Raw genomic sequence first — 15602 nt, 5'->3', positions numbered from 1 at the left:
TTCTGCGGTGCCGGAGCGAGATCGAATACGTGAACGAGCAGGTGTCCGACTGCGTAAGCTCCGTTCCGAGAGATCTTCCGCAGCGAAGGGGCACGCATGACCACCGTCTTCTCCCGGATCATGGACGGCGAGCTTCCCGCCCGGTTCGTCTGGCAGGACCCGCACGCGACGGCGTTCCTGTCCCACGCGCCGCTCACGCCCGGCCACACCCTCGTCGTGCCCCGGCAGGAGATCGACCAGTGGACCCAGGCCGACGGTGAGCTGCTGGCCCACTGCATGCAGGTCGCGCAGGCGGTCGGCCAGGGTGTCCAGCGGGCGTGGGACGCGCCGCGCGCCGGACTGCTCATCGCCGGTTTCGAGGTGCCGCACCTGCACCTTCATGTGGCGCCGATGTGGGGCATGGGCAACCTGAACTTCGACCACGCCAAGCCCGTGGCGGACACGGCGGTCCTGGACGAGGCCGCGGACAAGCTCCGCGTCGCCCTGCGCGAGCTCGGCTTCGAGCATGCCGTGGCGCCCAGGGCCTGACCGGTATCGAGGCCCGGGCGGTCGGGTGACGACGCCCGGAGGTCGCCCGGCCGTCACCCGGACCGTACGACGTCGGCCGCGGTCGGATGGTAGAAGCGAGCCATGACCAACTCGCTCATCCCCCCGGCCGGTGCCCGATGACCGCCGGCATCGACACCCCCGACCGCCGCGGCCGCACCGGACTCGACCAGGCGGGCCGGGACCTGACCGGCAACCCCCGCGTCAAAGTGCGTGACGTGCAGCTCCTGTCCAGCCACTGGTACGTCGAGCGGGCCACCACCTTCGACTTCCGGCACGCCGACGGCACCTGGCGGACCCAGCAGCGCGAGACGCACGACCGCGGCAACGGCGCGACCATGCTGCTGTACGACGCCGAACGCGAAACCGTCCTGCTCACCCGCCAGTTCCGCTTCCCCGTGTACGTCAACGGCCACCCCGACGGCATGCTGATCGAGACCCCGGGCGGGCTGCTCGACGACGATGACGAGCACCCGGAGATCGCCGTGCGGCGCGAGGTCGTGGAGGAGACCGGGCACACCATCGGCGACGTCCAGCACGTCTTCGACATCTACATGAGCCCGGGATCGGTCACCGAACGCGTCAGCTTCTACGCCGCCGCCTACGGCCCCTCGACCCACACCCACGAGGGCGGCGGCCTGGACGAGGAGGGCGAGGACATCGAGATCCTCGAACTGCCCTTCCGCCGGGCCCTGGAGATGATCCGCACCGGCGAGATCGCCGACGCCAAGACGATCATGCTGCTGCAGTGGGCGGCGCTGGAGGGGCCGTTCGCCAGGTGAGGGCAACTGGCCGCCCACGCCCTTGACTTGAAGTGCGCTTCAAGATGAACACTCCCCTTCGTGCCCCGGACCCGGGCGCGCGAACGGGAGGGATTTCATCCATGAAGTACCGCACCATCGGCACCGCCCCGAACACCCGCCGCGAGGTCAGCGTTCTCGCGCTCGGCGCGATGCTGTTCGGCTCACGCACCGACGAGGAGACCTCCTTCGCCGTACTCGACCGCTATGCCGAGGCCGGCGGGACCTTCATCGACACCTCCGACAACTACGCCTTCTGGGAGGACGGCGGCCAGGGCGGGCAGAGCGAGGAACTCCTCGGCCGGTGGCGGCGCAGCCGAGGTGTCGGCGACGAGATCGTCATCGCCACCAAGCTCGGCGCCCGCCCGCTGGCCCCGGGCACCGGCTACGTCGACAACGCCGAGGGCCTGTCGGCGAAGGTGATCCGCGAGTCCGCAGAGCGCAGCCGCGACCGGCTCGGTGTCGACAGGCTGGACCTGCTCTACGCCCACATCGAAGACCGGAAGGTTCCCCTCCAGGAGACCGTGGAAGGGTTCGCCGAGCTGGTCGCCGAGGGCACGGTCGGCCTCCTCGGCGTCAGCAACCACGCGATCTGGCGGGTCGAGCGGGCCCGCGCGCTCGCAGTGGAGGCCGGTCTGCCCGGCTACGAGGTGCTCCAGTACGCCCACAGCCATCTCCGGCCCCGCGTCGACGTCCCCGAGGGCCTGTTCCCCGACGGCAGCCTCGGGCACGCCGGCCCGGAGCTGCTGAGCCATCTGCGGGCCGAGCCCGGTCTGACGCTGGTCGCCTACTCACCGCTGCTGAAGGGGGCGTACACCCGACCGGACGTCGCTCTCCCCGGCGACTTCGACCACCCGGGCACCCCGGCCCGGCTGGCGGTGCTGCGCGAGGTCGCCCAGGAGACCGGCGCCACCGTCAACCAGGTCGTCCTGGCCTGGCAGATCGGTGCCGAACTGCCGATCCTTCCCCTGGTCGGAGCGTCGTCCGTGGCCCAGCTGGAGGAGAGCCTGGCCGCCGTGGACCTGGAGCTCACCGCGGACCAGCGGGCCCGGCTCGACGCGGCTCACTGACCCGGCCGGGAGTACGCTCCGAGGAGGAGCCGAAGGAGAGTGGGCCATGCCTCTGTTCCCCAACGAGCGGTCCGTCCGCACGACCCCCGAAGGTCTCCTGTGGGAGCCCAGCGAGCGCTGGGTGCGCGGCCTCAAGGGCGACGTCACCGTCGTCGACAGCCGCCACCCCCTTCTGGTGTGGGAACCCGACCTGCCCGTCCCGTGCTACGCGTTCCCCCGCGAGGAGGTCCGCACCGACCTCCTGCGCCCGGCGAAGAACCCGTCGCCGGGCAAGCACACGGGATCGCAGATCTTCTACGACCTTCAGGCCGCCGGCGAGCTGGTGGAGAACGCGGCGTGGACCTTCCCCTCCGCCGACCTCGCCGGACACATCTCCTTCGAGTGGTTCTGGCGCTGGGGCAGCGGCCTCGACCACTGGTTCGAGGAGGAGGAAGAGATCTTCATCCACCCCCGGGACCCGCACAAACGGGTGGACGCCATGCCCAGCAGCCGCCATGTCCAGGTCGAGATCGACGGCACGGTCGTCGCGGACACGATGCGGCCCGTGCTGCTGTTCGAGACCGGGCTGCCGACGCGCTACTACGTGCCCCGCGACGACGTCCGGCTCGACCTGTTCGCGCCCACCGACCACCACACCGGGTGCCCGTACAAGGGCACGGCCCAGTACTGGACCTGGCGCGGTGAGGGCGACGTCCCGCGGAACATCGTCTGGAGCTACGCCGAGCCGCTGCCCGCGGTCGGGCCGATCAAGGGAATGGTGGCGTTCTACAACGAGGCGGTGGACATCGTCGTGGACGGCGAGCGCCTGAAGCGGCCCGTCTCGCCGTTCACCGCGAGCCTCAAGTCCTGACCAGCAGCTGGAAGTCGAACGCGTACCGGGACGCGCGGTAGATGTGGGTGCCGTACTCGACCGGCCGGCCCGTGTCGTCGTATGCCGTGCGTTGCATGGTCAGCAGTGCGGAGCCCTCCTTCTCGTCGAGGCGCTCGGCCTCCGTGGCGGTGGCGCAGCGGGCGCCGATGGTCTGGCGGGCGCTGTGCAGGGTGATGCCGACGGCCCGCATCATCCGGTACAGGCCCGTCGCCTCGAGCCGCGCGGTGTCGAGGTCGAGGAGGCTCGCGGGCAGGTAGTTGCAGAGGATCGCCACGGGCTGGCCGTGGGTGCAGCGCAGCCGTTCCAGCAGCGTGACCTCCTCGCCCTCCGCGATGCCGAGGGCCGCGGCGACGTCGGCGGTCGCCGGGACGCGCTCGTTGCGGACGACCCGCGTGGTCGGGCCCTGTCCGGCCGCCTCCAGGTCGTCGTAGAGGCTGCTGAGTTCCAGCGGGCGCTTGACCTGGCTGTGCACCACCTGGGTGCCCACCCCGCGCCGCCGCACCAGCAGCCCCTTGTCGACGAGTGACTGGATGGCCTGCCGGACGGTGGGACGGGACAGGCCGAGGCGTACCGACAGGTCGACCTCGTTGCCCAGGAGGTTGCCCGGGGCGAGGGCCCCGTGCTCGATCGCCGCCTCCAGTTGCTGCGCGAGCTGGTAGTACAGCGGCACGGGACTGCCCCGGTCCAGGGCGAAGTCCACCGAGTCCAGCGCGGTGACGGACGCGGCGCGTGCGGAGCCACGGGGCTTCGCCATGGGACGAACCTCCCTGTCGGGGCGTCAGGAGTTGCTGGGGAAACCGAGGTTGATGCCGCCGTCGGACGGGTCCGGCCAGCGCGTCGTGATGACCTTGCCCTGGGTGTAGAAGGCGATGCCGTCGTTGCCGTAGATGTGCAGATCGCCGAAGAGCGAGTCCTTCCAGCCACCGAAGGAGTGGTAGCCGACCGGCACCGGGATCGGCACGTTCACGCCGACCATGCCCGCCTTCACCTCCAGCTGGAAGCGGCGGGCGGCGCCGCCGTCCCGGGTGAAGATCGCGGTGCCGTTGCCCCAGCGGGAGGCGTTGATGAGGTTGATGGCCTCCTCGTACGTCTCCGCGCGCACCACCGCCAGCACCGGGCCGAAGATCTCGTCCCGGTACGCGTCCGCCGTCAGCGGCACCCGGTCCAGCAGGGAGACGCCGAGGAAGAAGCCGTTCTCGTGGCCCTCGACGGAGTAGCCGGTGCCGTCGACGACGACCTCGGCGCCCTGCTCGGCGGCCGAGGCCACGTACGAGGCGACCTTGTCGCGGTGCTCGCGCGTGATCAGCGGGCCCATCTCGCTCGCCGGGTCGTTGCCGGGACCGATACGCAGGGCCTTCGCCCGCTCGGCGATCCTGCCGACCAGCTCGTCGCCCGTGTCGCCGACGGCGACCACGACCGACACCGCCATGCAGCGCTCGCCCGCCGAGCCGTAGGCGGCGTTGATCGCCTGGTCGGCCGCGAAGTCCAGGTCGGCGTCGGGGAGCACGAGCATGTGGTTCTTGGCGCCGCCGAGGGCCTGGACGCGCTTGCCGTGCTCGACCGCCTTGAGCTGGATGTACTTCGCGATCGGCGTCGAGCCGACGAAGGACACCGCCTCGACGTCCGGGTGCTCCAGGAGCCGGTCCACGGCCACCTTGTCGCCCTGCACGACGTTCAGCACACCCTCCGGCAGCCCGGCCTCGGAGGCCAGCTCGGCGAGCCGGAAGGACGCCGACGGGTCCTTCTCGCTCGGCTTCAGCACGAAGGTGTTGCCGCAGGCGATGGCCAGCGGGAACATCCACATGGGCACCATGGCGGGGAAGTTGAACGGCGTGATGCCGGCGACCACGCCCAGCGGCTGCCGGATCGAGGCCACGTCCACCCGGGTCGACACCTGCGTCGACAGCTCGCCCTTGAGCTGCACCGAGATCCCACAGGCCAGCTCCACGATCTCCAGACCGCGCGCGACCTCACCGAGCGCGTCGGCGTGCACCTTGCCGTGCTCGGCGGTGATCAGCTCGGCGATCTCGTCGCGGTGCGCGTCGAGCAGCTCGCGGTACTTGAACAGGATCGCGGTGCGCCTGGCCAGGGACGACTCGCCCCAGCTCTCGAACGCGGCCCTGGCGGAGGCGACGGCGGCGTCCACCTCGTCCACGGTCGCGAAGGCGACCTGCTTCTCCTGGGCGCCGGTGGCCGGGTTGTAGACGGGGCCGAAGTGGCCGGAGGTGCCCTCGACCGGCTTGCCGTCGATCCAGTGGGTGATGGTCTTCATGGTGCGAAAGTGCCTTTCGTAAAGGGGAGTTCAGAGGTGACGGCGGCGGCCGGCGACGTGCTGGTCGTAGCGTTCGCGGGCCTCGACGGCGGCCTCGCGGGAGGCGACCTCGGCCACGGGCACGTCCCACCAGGCCTCGGCGCCCGGCGAGGCCGGGTTCGTGACGTCCGTCTCGACGTACACGCAGGTCGGCCGGTCGGAGGCGCGTGCCGTGGCCAGTGCCGCGCGCAGTTCGCCGACCGTCTTGGCGCGCAGCACGTCCATGCCGAGGCTGGCGGCGTTGGCGGCGAGGTCGACCGGCAGCGGGGCGCCGCTGAAGGTGCCGTCGGCGGTCCGGTAGCGGTAGTCGGTGCCGAAGCGCTCGCCGCCGACCTCCTTCGACAGCCCGCCGATGGAGGCGTAACCGTGGTTCTGGATCAGGACGATGTTGACCGGCAGGCCCTCCTGGACCGCGGTCACGATCTCCGTCGGCATCATCAGATAGGTGCCGTCGCCGACCAGCGACCACACGGCGACGTCCGGCGCGGCCTGCTGGATGCCGATCCCGGCCGGGATCTCGTAGCCCATGCAGGAGTAGCCGTACTCCAGGTGGTACTGGCGCCGCGACCGGGCCCGCCACAGTTTGTGCAGGTCGCCGGGGAGCGAACCGGCCGCGTTGATCACCACGTCGTCGTCGCCGACGACCGCGTCCAGCGCGCCCAGAACCTGGGTCTGCGTCGGTACGGCCGTCTCGTCGTCGGCGCGGTAGGCGGCCTCGACGACCGCGTCCCAACGCTCCTTGCCGGCGCGGTACTCCGCCTCGTAGGCGGCCTCCACGCGATGGCCGGAAAGCGCCTCCGTCAAAGCCGTGAGACCGGCGCGCGCGTCACAGACCAGCGTCCGCGCGGCCAGCTTGTGCGCGTCGAAGCCGGTGATGTTGAGGTTCAGGAAGCGGACGTCCGGGTTCTGGAAGAGCGTGCCCGAGGCGGTGGTGAAGTCCGTGTACCGCGTCCCCACACCGATCACCAGGTCCGCGGCGCGGGCGATGTCGTCGCTGACCGAGGTGCCGGTGTGGCCGATGCCGCCGAGGTCGCCCGGGTGGTCGTGGCGGAGCGAGCCCTTGCCGGCCTGGGTGGAGGCGACCGGGATGCCGGTGGCCTCGACGAACGCCTTCAGCGCCGCCTCGGCCTCGCTGTGGTGGACGCCGCCGCCCGCGACGACCAGCGGGCGCCCGGCGGAGCGGATCGCCTCGACGGCCGCCGTCAGCTCGGCGGGGTCGGGCGCGGGGCGGCGTACGTACCAGACGCGGTCGGCGAAGAACTCCTGCGGCCAGTCGTACGCCTCCGCCTGCACGTCCTGGGGGAGGGCCAGCGTCACCGCGCCGGTCTCGGCCGGGTCGGCGAGCACGCGCATCGCGTTCAGCGCGGACGGGATCAGCGCCTCGGGGCGGGTGATCCGGTCGAAGTAGCGGGAGACCGGACGCAGGGTGTCGTTGACCGAGACGTCCGCCTCGGTGGGGTGCTCCAGCTGCTGGAGCAGCGGGTCGGGGGCGTGCGAGGCGAAGTAGTCGCCGGGGAGCAGCAGGACGGGCAGACGGTTGATGGTGGCCAGGGCGGCACCGGTGACGAGGTTCGTCGCGCCCGGGCCGATCGACGTCGTCACCGCCTGCGCGGAGAGGCGGTCGAGCTGACGGGCGTGGCCGACGGCCGCGTGCACCATGGACTGCTCGTTGCGGCCCTGGTGGAAGGGCATGACGTCCTCGCCCGCCTGGAGGAGGGCCTGCCCGAGGCCGGCCACGTTGCCGTGGCCGAAGATGCCCCAGGTGCCGGCGATCAGCCGGCGCCGTACGCCGTCGCGCTCGGTGTACTGGGCGGACAGGAACCGCACCAGCGCCTGGGCGACGGTCAGGCGGACGGTGGATGGGCTCATCGGGGACCTCACTCGGACGGAGCGGTGTAGAGGGGCAGACGGGGGTCGACGGGCTGGTCCGGCCAGGTGCCGCGGATCCAGGCGTGGTCGGGGTGGTCGCAGATCAGCCAGGCGCGCTCGGCCTTCGGGCCGGCCATCACGTTGAGGTAGTACATGTGGTGGCCCGGCACGGCCATGGACGGTCCGTGCCAGCCGTTGGGGATGAGCACGACGTCGCCGCCGCGCACCTCCGCGAGGACGTCGGTGCCCCGGCCGTGGCCGGACGGGGAGACGCGCTGGTAGCCGAGGCCGGGGATGCCCTCGTGGCCGGCGAACTCGAAGTAGTAGATCTCCTCCAGCACCGACTCCTCGCCGGGCCGGTGCTCGTCGTGCTTGTGCGGCGGGAACGAGGACCAGTTGCCGCCCGGCGTGATCACCTCGACCGCGATGAGCTTGTCGCACTCGAAGACCCCGGCCGCGCCGAAGTTGTTCACCTGGCGGCTGCTGTTGCCGGTGCCGCGCAGCTCCACCGGCACCGAGGAGGCCGGGCCGTAGCGGGCGGGCAGCCGCCGCGAGCAGCGCGCGCCGGTCAGCGCGAACCGCCCGCCCGCGGCGGACGAGACGGTCGTCCGCGAGTCCCGCGGCACGTAGGCGAAGTCACTGACCCCGCTGAACACGCTTTCCCTGCCGTTCAGCCGGAAGGTGTCGTGGCCGAAATCGTCCGTCGCCTCGACCGTGCAGCCGCCGCTGAGCGGCAGCACGATCCACTCGCTGTCTCCGGTCTCGAAGGTGTGGGAGCCGCCGGGCGGCAGCTGAAGGACCTTCAGGCCGGAGTAGCCCCAGCCGGCCTTCTCGGGCGTGACGTCCACGACGTACGGGCCGTCGGGCGCCTTTCCCGCGGGAAGGTGATACGTCATCGTGTCCTCCGCGTCACAGTCGTTCCTCCGCGTCACAGTCCGTGTCACAACAGGCCGACGGCCGTGTCCACCGCCGTCTCCACACTGCCCTCGGCCGGGTAGAGCAGCGAGCGGCCGACGACCATGCCCTGGACGGTGGGGAGCCTGAGCGCCTTGCCCCAGCGCGCGTACGCTCCCTCCTGCTCCTCCGCCGAGCCCCCGACCTCGCCGCCGAGCAGGACGACGGGCAGCGTGGACGTCTCCAGGACCTCGGCCATGTCGTCGGGGTCGTCGGTGACGGGCAGTTTCAGCCAGGTGTAGGCGGAGGTGCCGCCGAGTCCGGACGCTATGGCGATCGAGCGGGTGACGGCCTCCGCGGAGAGGTCGTTGCGCACCCTGCCGTCCACGCGCCGGGAGATGAAGGGCTCGACGAACAGCGGCAGCCGCAGCGCCGCCATCGCGTCGATGGCACGGGCCGTGGACTCCAGGGTGGTCAGCGAGCCCGGGTCGTCGTAGTCGATGCGGACCAGCAGCTTGCCCGCGTCGAAGCGCAGGCGGGCGATGTCCTCGGCGCGGTGGCCGGTGAAGCGGTCGTCCATCTCGAAGGAGGCGCCGGCCAGGCCCCCGCGGTTCATGGAGCCCATGACAACCTTGTCGTCGAGGACACCGAGCAGCAGCAGGTCCTCCAGGATGTCCGCGGTGGCGAGGACTCCGTCGACACCGGGCCGGGAGAGCGCGATGCACAGACGTTCCAGCAGATCGGCCCGGTCGGCCATCGCCAGACGCCGGCCGCCCACGCCGAGGGCGCCGCGGGCCGGGTGGTCGGCGGCCACGATCATCAGGCGGCCGCTGTCGCCGATCAGGGGGCGGCGCACCCGGCGGGCGGCGGCCTCGGCGATCGCCTCGGGGTGCCGGGCTCTGATCGCGGTGAGGTCGGGGATGGTGATGCTCAAGGAAAGCTCCGTTCAGGGGTGGCTGGGGCGGCCGTCACGACGCCTGTGCGAGGAGTTCCTCGACCTCGGACTCGGTCGGCATCGCGGAGGAGCAGGCGAGGCGGGAGGCGACGAGCGCGCCGGCGGCGTTGGCGTACCGCATGACCTTCTCCAGCTCCCAGCCGGACAGCAGCCCGTGCACCAGCGAGCCGCCGAAGGCGTCGCCCGCGCCGAGTCCGTTGGCCACCTCGACCGGCACCGGCGGCACCTCGGCCTCGGTGCCGTCCCGGTGCACCGCCAGCACGCCCTTGGGGCCCTGCTTGACGACCGCCAGCTCCACGCCGGCCGCCAGCAGCGCCTCGGCGCACGCCCGTGGCTCTCGGACGCCGGTGGCGACCTCGCACTCGTCGAGATTGCCGACGGCGACGGTGGCGTGCCGCAGCGCCTCGGCGTAGTACGGGCGGGCCTGGTCGGGATCGCGCCAGAACATGGGGCGCCAGTCGAGGTCGAAGACCGTGGTGCCCGCCCTGTCGCGTGCCTTGAGGGCGGCGAGCGTGGCGGAGCGGCTCGGCTCCTCGCTCAGACCGGTGCCGGTGATCCAGAAGACCCGGGCCGAACGCACCGCCCAGTAGTCGAGCTCGTCGGAATGTATCTCCAGGTCAGGCGCCTTGGGCTGCCGGTAGAAGTACAGCGGGAAGTCGTCCGGCGGGAAGATCTCGCAGAACGTCACCGGCGTCGGGTACGCCGCGACGGGCGTCACCCAGCGGTCGTCGACGCCGAAGTCCTTCAGGGCCTCGTGCAGGTAGGCGCCGAACGGATCGTCGCCGGTGCGCGTGATCACTGCGGTGCCGCGGCCGAGCCGCGCGGCGGCCACCGCGACGTTCGCGGCGGAGCCTCCGAGGAACTTGCCGAACGTCTCCACCCGCGCCAGAGGGAGGCCGGACTGCAAGGGATAGAGGTCGACTCCTATTCTTCCCATCGTGATCAAGTCGAAGGACTTGGCTGACTCGGCCATGCGTGACGCTCCTAGAGCTGGACAGGGGTTGCGGGTCCCAAGCGGCCTGCCGCCTCCCAGGTGTAGGACGTGAAGGCCGACGCTGTCAATAGTTTGTACTTACATTCGGACCTGAGTGTGAAATGATGTCTTAACAAAGTATTGACAGCGGGCGCATCTAGGGATTGGATCCCGTCCCAGCGAAACCGCCGTGTTCCACGGCACACAGGACGCGGACCACGAGGTCCGGGTCATGGATCCCAGTGATCAATCCCTTTCCCCCGTCGCACACCCCGTCGCACAGTGAGGTGCTGGAAAGATGGACCGCTCTTACCCCCGCTCCCGCAAGCTGGTCCCCATGGTGGCCATGGCCGCCGCGGCCGCGCTGACTCTCGCAGGCTGCTCCAGCAGCTCTGGTGGAAAGGAGTCCGAGGAGGGCGGGGCGAACGCCTCCGCGGGCAAGGCCAACACGCCCCGGATGACGGTCGCCCTGGTGACCCACCAGTCGCCCGGCGACACGTTCTGGGACATCGTCCGCAAGGGCGCCGAGGCGGCCGCCGCGAAGGACAACATCAAGCTGATCTACTCCGCCGACCCGAACGCCGGCAACCAGGCCAACCTGGTGCAGAACGCGATCGACCAGAAGGTCGACGGCATCGCGATCACCCTCGCCAAGCCGGACGCCCTCAAGGACGTCGTCGGCAAGGCGCAGAAGGCGAACATCCCGGTCGTCGGCCTCAACTCCGGTGTCAGCGAGTGGCAGAAGCTCGGCCTGATGGAGTTCTTCGGCCAGGACGAGACGGTGGCCGGCGAGGCGCTCGGCAAGCGCCTGAACGAGGCCGGCGCCAAGAAGGCCGTCTGCGTCATCCAGGAACAGGGCAACATCGGCCTCACCCAGCGCTGTGACGGCGTGAAGAAGACGTTCGAGGGCACGACCGAGACCCTGAACGTCAACGGCACGGACATGCCGTCCGTGAAGTCCACGATCACCGCCAAGCTCAAGACGGACAAGGACATCGACTACGTCGTCGCCCTCGGCGCCCCGTTCGCGCTGACAGCCGCGCAGTCCGTGTCCGAGGCGGGCAGCGAGGCGAAGGTCGCGACCTTCGACCTCAACAAGGAACTGACCGGAGCGATCAGCAAGGGCGACATCGAGTTCGCCGTCGACCAGCAGCCCTACCTCCAGGGCTACCTGGCCATCGACTCCCTGTGGCTCTACAAGAACAACGGCAACTACATGGGCGGCGGCGAGGCCCCGGTGCTGACCGGTCCGGCCTTCGTCGACAAGACGAACGTCGAGAAGATCGACGCGTTCGCCGCGAAGGGCACTCGGTGATGAGCATGACCCGACAGGCTGAGCCGGCGGTGACCACACCGCCGGCCTCCGGCCCCGGCAAGGAATCCGACGGGCGGACCCGGCAGCGCCCCCTCGCGCTGCGTCTCCTCGCCCGTCCCGAGGTCGGTGTCTTCCTCGGTGCCGTCGCGGTGCTGATCTTCTTCCTCATCACGGCCCCGGCCGTGCGTGACGGCAGCTCGATGGCGAACATCCTGTACCAGTCGTCGACGATCGGGATCATGGCGCTCCCGGTCGCGCTGCTGATGATCGGCGGCGAGTTCGACCTGTCCGCCGGTGTCGCCGTGATCACCTCGGCCCTGACCGCGAGCATGGTCAGCTACCAGCTGACGATGAACGTGTGGGTCGGCGTGATCGTCGCCCTGATCGTGTCCCTCGCGATCGGCCTGTTCAACGGCTGGCTGCTCGTCAAGACCGGGCTGCCGAGCTTCCTCGTCACCCTCGGCACGTTCCTGATCCTGCAGGGCGTGAACCTGGCGGTCACCAAGCTGGTCACCGGCAACGTCGCCACCGACGACATCAGCGACATGGACGGCTTCGACCAGGCCAAGGCGCTCTTCGCCTCCTCCTTCGACGTCGGCGGCGTCCAGGTCAAGATCACCGTGGTGTGGTGGCTGGTCTTCGCGGCGCTGGCCACGTGGGTGCTGTTGCGTACGAAGTACGGCAACTGGATCTTCGCGGTCGGCGGCAACCAGGGCAGCGCCCGCGCCGTCGGTGTGCCGGTGACGTTCACGAAGATCTCGCTGTTCATGCTGGTCGGGTTCGGCGCCTGGTTCGTCGGCATGCACCAGCTGTTCTCGTTCAACACCGTGCAGTCCGGCGAGGGCGTGGGCCAGGAGCTCATCTACATCGCCGCGGCCGTGATCGGCGGCTGTCTGCTGACCGGTGGTGCCGGATCCGCGATCGGCCCGGTCTTCGGTGCCTTCATGTTCGGCATGGTCCAGCAGGGCATCGTCTACGCCGGCTGGAACCCGGACTGGTTCAAGGCCTTCCTCGGCGTGATGCTCCTCGGCGCCGTTCTCATCAATCTGTGGGTCCAGCGCACGGCGACCCGGAGGTGACCCGAATGACCAGCAAAGAAACCGGCACCCACGGCGCCGTCCTCCAGGACGAGGTCCCCGACAAGGACGCCCCGATCGTCGAACTGCGCGGCGCGGGCAAGTCCTACGGCAACATCCGCGCCCTGCACGGCGTCGACCTGAAGGTGTTCCCCAGCCAGGTCACCTGCGTGCTCGGCGACAACGGCGCAGGCAAGTCGACCCTCATCAAGATCATCTCGGGTCTGCACCAGCACACCGAGGGCGACTTCCTCGTCGACAACGCGCCGGTGCGCTTCTCCACCCCGCGCGAGGCGCTGGACAAGGGCATCGCGACGGTCTACCAGGACCTCGCGGTCGTCCCCCTGATGCCGGTCTGGCGGAACTTCTTCCTCGGCTCGGAGATGACGAAGGGCCCCTGGCCCGTTCGCCGTCTCGACATCGAGAGGATGAAGAAGACCGCCGATGAAGAGCTGCGCAACATGGGGATCGTCCTGGACGACCTGGAACAGCCCATCGGCACCCTCTCCGGCGGCCAGCGCCAGTGCGTCGCCATCGCCCGCGCCGTCTACTTCGGCGCCCGCGTCCTCATCCTGGACGAGCCCACCGCCGCCCTCGGCGTCAAGCAGTCCGGCGTGGTCCTGAAGTACATCGCCGCCGCCCGCGACCGGGGCCTCGGCGTCATCTTCATCACCCACAACCCTCACCACGCGTACATGGTCGGCGACCACTTCAGCGTCCTGCGCCTGGGCACCATGGAGCTGAACGCCTCCCGTGACGAGGTGAGCCTGGAAGAGCTCACCAACCACATGGCCGGCGGCACCGAACTGGCCGCACTCAAGCACGAGCTGTCCCAGGTGCGCGGCGTCGACGTCGAGGAACTCCCCGAGGCGTCCGACCTCACCGCACCCGTGGCCTCCTCGGAAGGGAAGTCCTGACATGGCCCCTGCGCTGGACCGTATCCGGGTGGGCTCGGCCCCCGACTCCTGGGGCGTGTGGTTCCCCGACGACCCCGTCCAGGTGCCCTGGGAACGCTTCCTCGACGAGGTCGCCGAGGCCGGCTACGACTGGATCGAACTGGGACCGTACGGCTATCTGCCGACCGACCCGGCCCGTCTGACCGACGAGATCACCAAGCGCGACCTCAAGGTCTCGGCCGGCACGATCTTCACCGGCCTGCACCGCGGCCCCGCCGTGTGGGAGTCGACCTGGAGCCACGTCAGCGAGGTCGCCGCCCTCACCCAGGCCATGGGCGCTAAGCACCTCGTCGTCATCCCGTCCTTCTGGCGGGACGACAAGACCGCCGAGATCCTGGAGCCGCCGGAGCTCACCTCCGAGCAGTGGGGCCACCTCACCCAGGGCATGGAGCGGCTCGGGCGCGAGGTGAAGGAGACGTTCGGCCTCGACATCGTCGTGCACCCGCACGCCGACACCCACATCGACACCGAGGCCCACGTCGAGCGTTTCCTCGACTCGACCGACTCCGGCCTCGTCAACCTGTGCCTGGACACCGGTCACTACGCCTACTGCGGCGGCGACAGCGTCAAGCTGATCGAGACCTACGGCGAGCGCATCGGCTATCTGCACCTCAAGCAGGTGGACCCGGAGATCCTCGCGGACGTGGTGAAGAACGAGATCCCCTTCGGACCCGCGGTCCAGCGTGGCGTGATGTGCGAACCCCCCTCCGGCGTACCGGCGTTGGGCCCGGTCCTGGAGGCCGCGCAGAAGCTCGACGTCGACCTGTTCGCCATCGTCGAGCAGGACATGTACCCCTGCGAGCCGGACAAGCCCATGCCCATCGCGGTCCGTACCCGCAAGTTCCTGAGGTCCTGCGGCGCCTGACGACCCGAAAGGACGGCCGATCACCATGACTCAGCGTCCGCACACGCTCGGAGTCGCCGTCATCGGTACCGGAAAGATGGGCGCGGACCATGTCCGCCGCATCCAGGAGGTCACCAGCGGGGCACGGGTGACCGCCGTCGTGGACGTCGACGCGGAACGCGCCACATCGGTCGCGGCCCGTGTCGACGGCTGCACCGTCCACACCGACCCGGCCGCCGCGATGGCGTCGGCCGACGTCGACGCGGTGATCATCGCCTCGCCGGGCCCCGCCCACGAGGCGGCCCTCCTCGCGGCCTTCGAGCACGACCTGCCGGTCCTGTGCGAGAAACCGCTCACCCCGGACGCGGCGTCCGCCCTGCGGGTGCTGGAGGCCGAGCAGAAGCTCGGCCGGCGCCGGGTCCAGGTGGGCTTCATGCGGCGCTACGACGCCGAGTACATGAAGCTCAAGTCCCTGCTGGAGACGGGGCAGCTGGGCCGTCCGCTGATGCTGCACAACCGGCATCGCAACGTGGCCAGCCCACCCGGCTGGACCTCCGAGATGCTGATCAACGACTCCGTCACGCACGAGATGGACGTCACGCGCTGGCTGCTCGACCACGAGATCACGGCCGTCACCGTGCTCGCCCCGACGCCGTCGGGCAATGCGCCGGACGGCATCCGCGACCCCCAGTTCGTCGTGTTCGAGACGGACGGCGGAGCCATCGTCGACGTCGAGATCTACGTCAACTGCGGCTTCGGCTACCAGGTCCAGGCCGAGGTCGTCTGCGAACGCGGCACCGCCCGCGTCGGCGACGGCCACGCCCTGGTCACCAACGCCGCCGGCCGGTGGGGCGGCATCATCGCCCAGGACTACATCGAACGCTTCGCCGACGCCTACGACCGCGAGGTCCAGGCATGGGTGGACGCCACCCGGCGAGGCGAGGTCACCGGCCCGAGCGCCTGGGACGGCTACGCGGTCGCCGCGGTCTGCGAGGCCGCCGTACAGGCCCTGCAGGAGGGCGGCCGGGTCCCGGTGAGCCTGACCGAGCGACCCGCGCTGTACGCCTGACCACGACGTGCCGGAGGGCCGGGATCCCCACCCCAGTCTCCACCCGCCGGAGG

The 15602-nt window shown here is 70.4% G+C and carries 15 protein-coding genes; 9 read left to right on the top strand and 6 right to left on the bottom strand.

Going from position 1 to position 15602, the window contains the following annotated elements:
• Positions 1-96 precede the first annotated feature (96 nt).
• From ACGFW6_RS19430 to ACGFW6_RS19415, 4 genes are all read left to right on the top strand, one after another.
• A complete protein-coding gene (locus ACGFW6_RS19430; RefSeq protein ID WP_393510923.1) occupies positions 97-528 on the top strand; it encodes an HIT family protein in 432 nt (143 codons plus the stop codon).
• A 137-nt stretch (positions 529-665) separates the two neighbouring features.
• Positions 666-1328: an NUDIX domain-containing protein gene (locus ACGFW6_RS19425; protein ID WP_393510920.1), complete on the top strand. Its 663-nt coding sequence runs from the start codon at positions 666-668 to the stop codon at positions 1326-1328.
• 101 nt (positions 1329-1429) lie between these two features.
• Entirely contained in the window at positions 1430-2416 is a 987-nt protein-coding gene (locus ACGFW6_RS19420) for an aldo/keto reductase (protein WP_393510917.1), read from the top strand.
• Positions 2417-2462: 46 nt separating this feature from the next.
• On the top strand, positions 2463-3266 hold the full coding sequence (locus tag ACGFW6_RS19415) for a DUF427 domain-containing protein (RefSeq protein ID WP_393510914.1): 804 nt from the start codon (positions 2463-2465) through the stop codon (positions 3264-3266).
• On the opposite strand, the gene ACGFW6_RS19410 is transcribed toward ACGFW6_RS19415, so the two are convergent.
• The 6 genes from ACGFW6_RS19410 to iolC are packed head-to-tail and all read right to left on the bottom strand — an operon-like array spanning position 3256 to position 10289.
• The gene (locus tag ACGFW6_RS19410; RefSeq protein WP_393510911.1) at positions 3256-4041 is read right to left on the bottom strand and encodes a GntR family transcriptional regulator; all 786 of its coding nucleotides are present in this window, start codon (positions 4039-4041) and stop codon (positions 3256-3258) included. The two genes, ACGFW6_RS19415 and ACGFW6_RS19410, sit on opposite strands and share 11 nt — an antisense overlap.
• Positions 4042-4065: 24 nt before the next feature.
• A complete protein-coding gene (locus ACGFW6_RS19405; RefSeq protein ID WP_393510908.1) occupies positions 4066-5559 on the bottom strand; it encodes a CoA-acylating methylmalonate-semialdehyde dehydrogenase in 1494 nt (497 codons plus the stop codon).
• A gap of 30 nt (positions 5560-5589) precedes the next feature.
• Positions 5590-7467: a 3D-(3,5/4)-trihydroxycyclohexane-1,2-dione acylhydrolase (decyclizing) gene (gene iolD, locus ACGFW6_RS19400; protein ID WP_393510905.1), complete on the bottom strand. Its 1878-nt coding sequence runs from the start codon at positions 7465-7467 to the stop codon at positions 5590-5592.
• 8 nt (positions 7468-7475) lie between these two features.
• Complete coding sequence (gene iolB, locus ACGFW6_RS19395; RefSeq protein WP_393510902.1) at positions 7476-8363, bottom strand: 5-deoxy-glucuronate isomerase; 888 nt, start codon at positions 8361-8363, stop codon at positions 7476-7478.
• A gap of 44 nt (positions 8364-8407) precedes the next feature.
• Entirely contained in the window at positions 8408-9295 is an 888-nt protein-coding gene (locus ACGFW6_RS19390) for a deoxyribose-phosphate aldolase (protein ID WP_393510899.1), read from the bottom strand.
• Positions 9296-9329: 34 nt separating this feature from the next.
• Complete coding sequence (gene iolC, locus ACGFW6_RS19385) at positions 9330-10289, bottom strand: 5-dehydro-2-deoxygluconokinase (protein ID WP_393510896.1); 960 nt, start codon at positions 10287-10289, stop codon at positions 9330-9332.
• A gap of 298 nt (positions 10290-10587) precedes the next feature.
• Here iolC and ACGFW6_RS19380 point away from each other — a divergent pair, with 298 nt between their 5' ends.
• The 5 genes from ACGFW6_RS19380 to ACGFW6_RS19360 are packed head-to-tail and all read left to right on the top strand — an operon-like array spanning position 10588 to position 15549.
• Positions 10588-11604 carry a sugar ABC transporter substrate-binding protein gene (locus tag ACGFW6_RS19380; RefSeq protein ID WP_393510893.1) on the top strand — a complete coding sequence of 339 codons (1017 nt, stop codon included), beginning with the start codon at positions 10588-10590 and terminating at the stop codon, positions 11602-11604.
• Entirely contained in the window at positions 11604-12683 is a 1080-nt protein-coding gene (locus tag ACGFW6_RS19375) for an ABC transporter permease (RefSeq protein ID WP_393510890.1), read from the top strand. The genes ACGFW6_RS19380 and ACGFW6_RS19375 overlap by 1 nt, the downstream gene beginning before the upstream one ends.
• 5 nt (positions 12684-12688) lie before the next feature.
• Positions 12689-13597 (top strand): ATP-binding cassette domain-containing protein, encoded by a 909-nt coding sequence (locus ACGFW6_RS19370; RefSeq protein WP_393510887.1) that lies wholly within the window; start codon positions 12689-12691, stop codon positions 13595-13597.
• A 1-nt stretch (position 13598) separates the two neighbouring features.
• The gene (locus ACGFW6_RS19365) at positions 13599-14501 is read left to right on the top strand and encodes a sugar phosphate isomerase/epimerase family protein (RefSeq protein WP_393510884.1); all 903 of its coding nucleotides are present in this window, start codon (positions 13599-13601) and stop codon (positions 14499-14501) included.
• 25 nt (positions 14502-14526) lie between these two features.
• The gene (locus ACGFW6_RS19360) at positions 14527-15549 is read left to right on the top strand and encodes a Gfo/Idh/MocA family protein (protein ID WP_393510881.1); all 1023 of its coding nucleotides are present in this window, start codon (positions 14527-14529) and stop codon (positions 15547-15549) included.
• Positions 15550-15602 lie beyond the last annotated feature (53 nt).

It is taken from the genome of Streptomyces sp. Y7 (assembly GCF_043195415.1).
GTDB lineage: Bacteria > Actinomycetota > Actinomycetes > Streptomycetales > Streptomycetaceae > Streptomyces.
The sequence above is the reverse complement of the archived record's forward strand: the minus strand, read 5'-3'. Positions and strand labels throughout refer to the sequence as shown.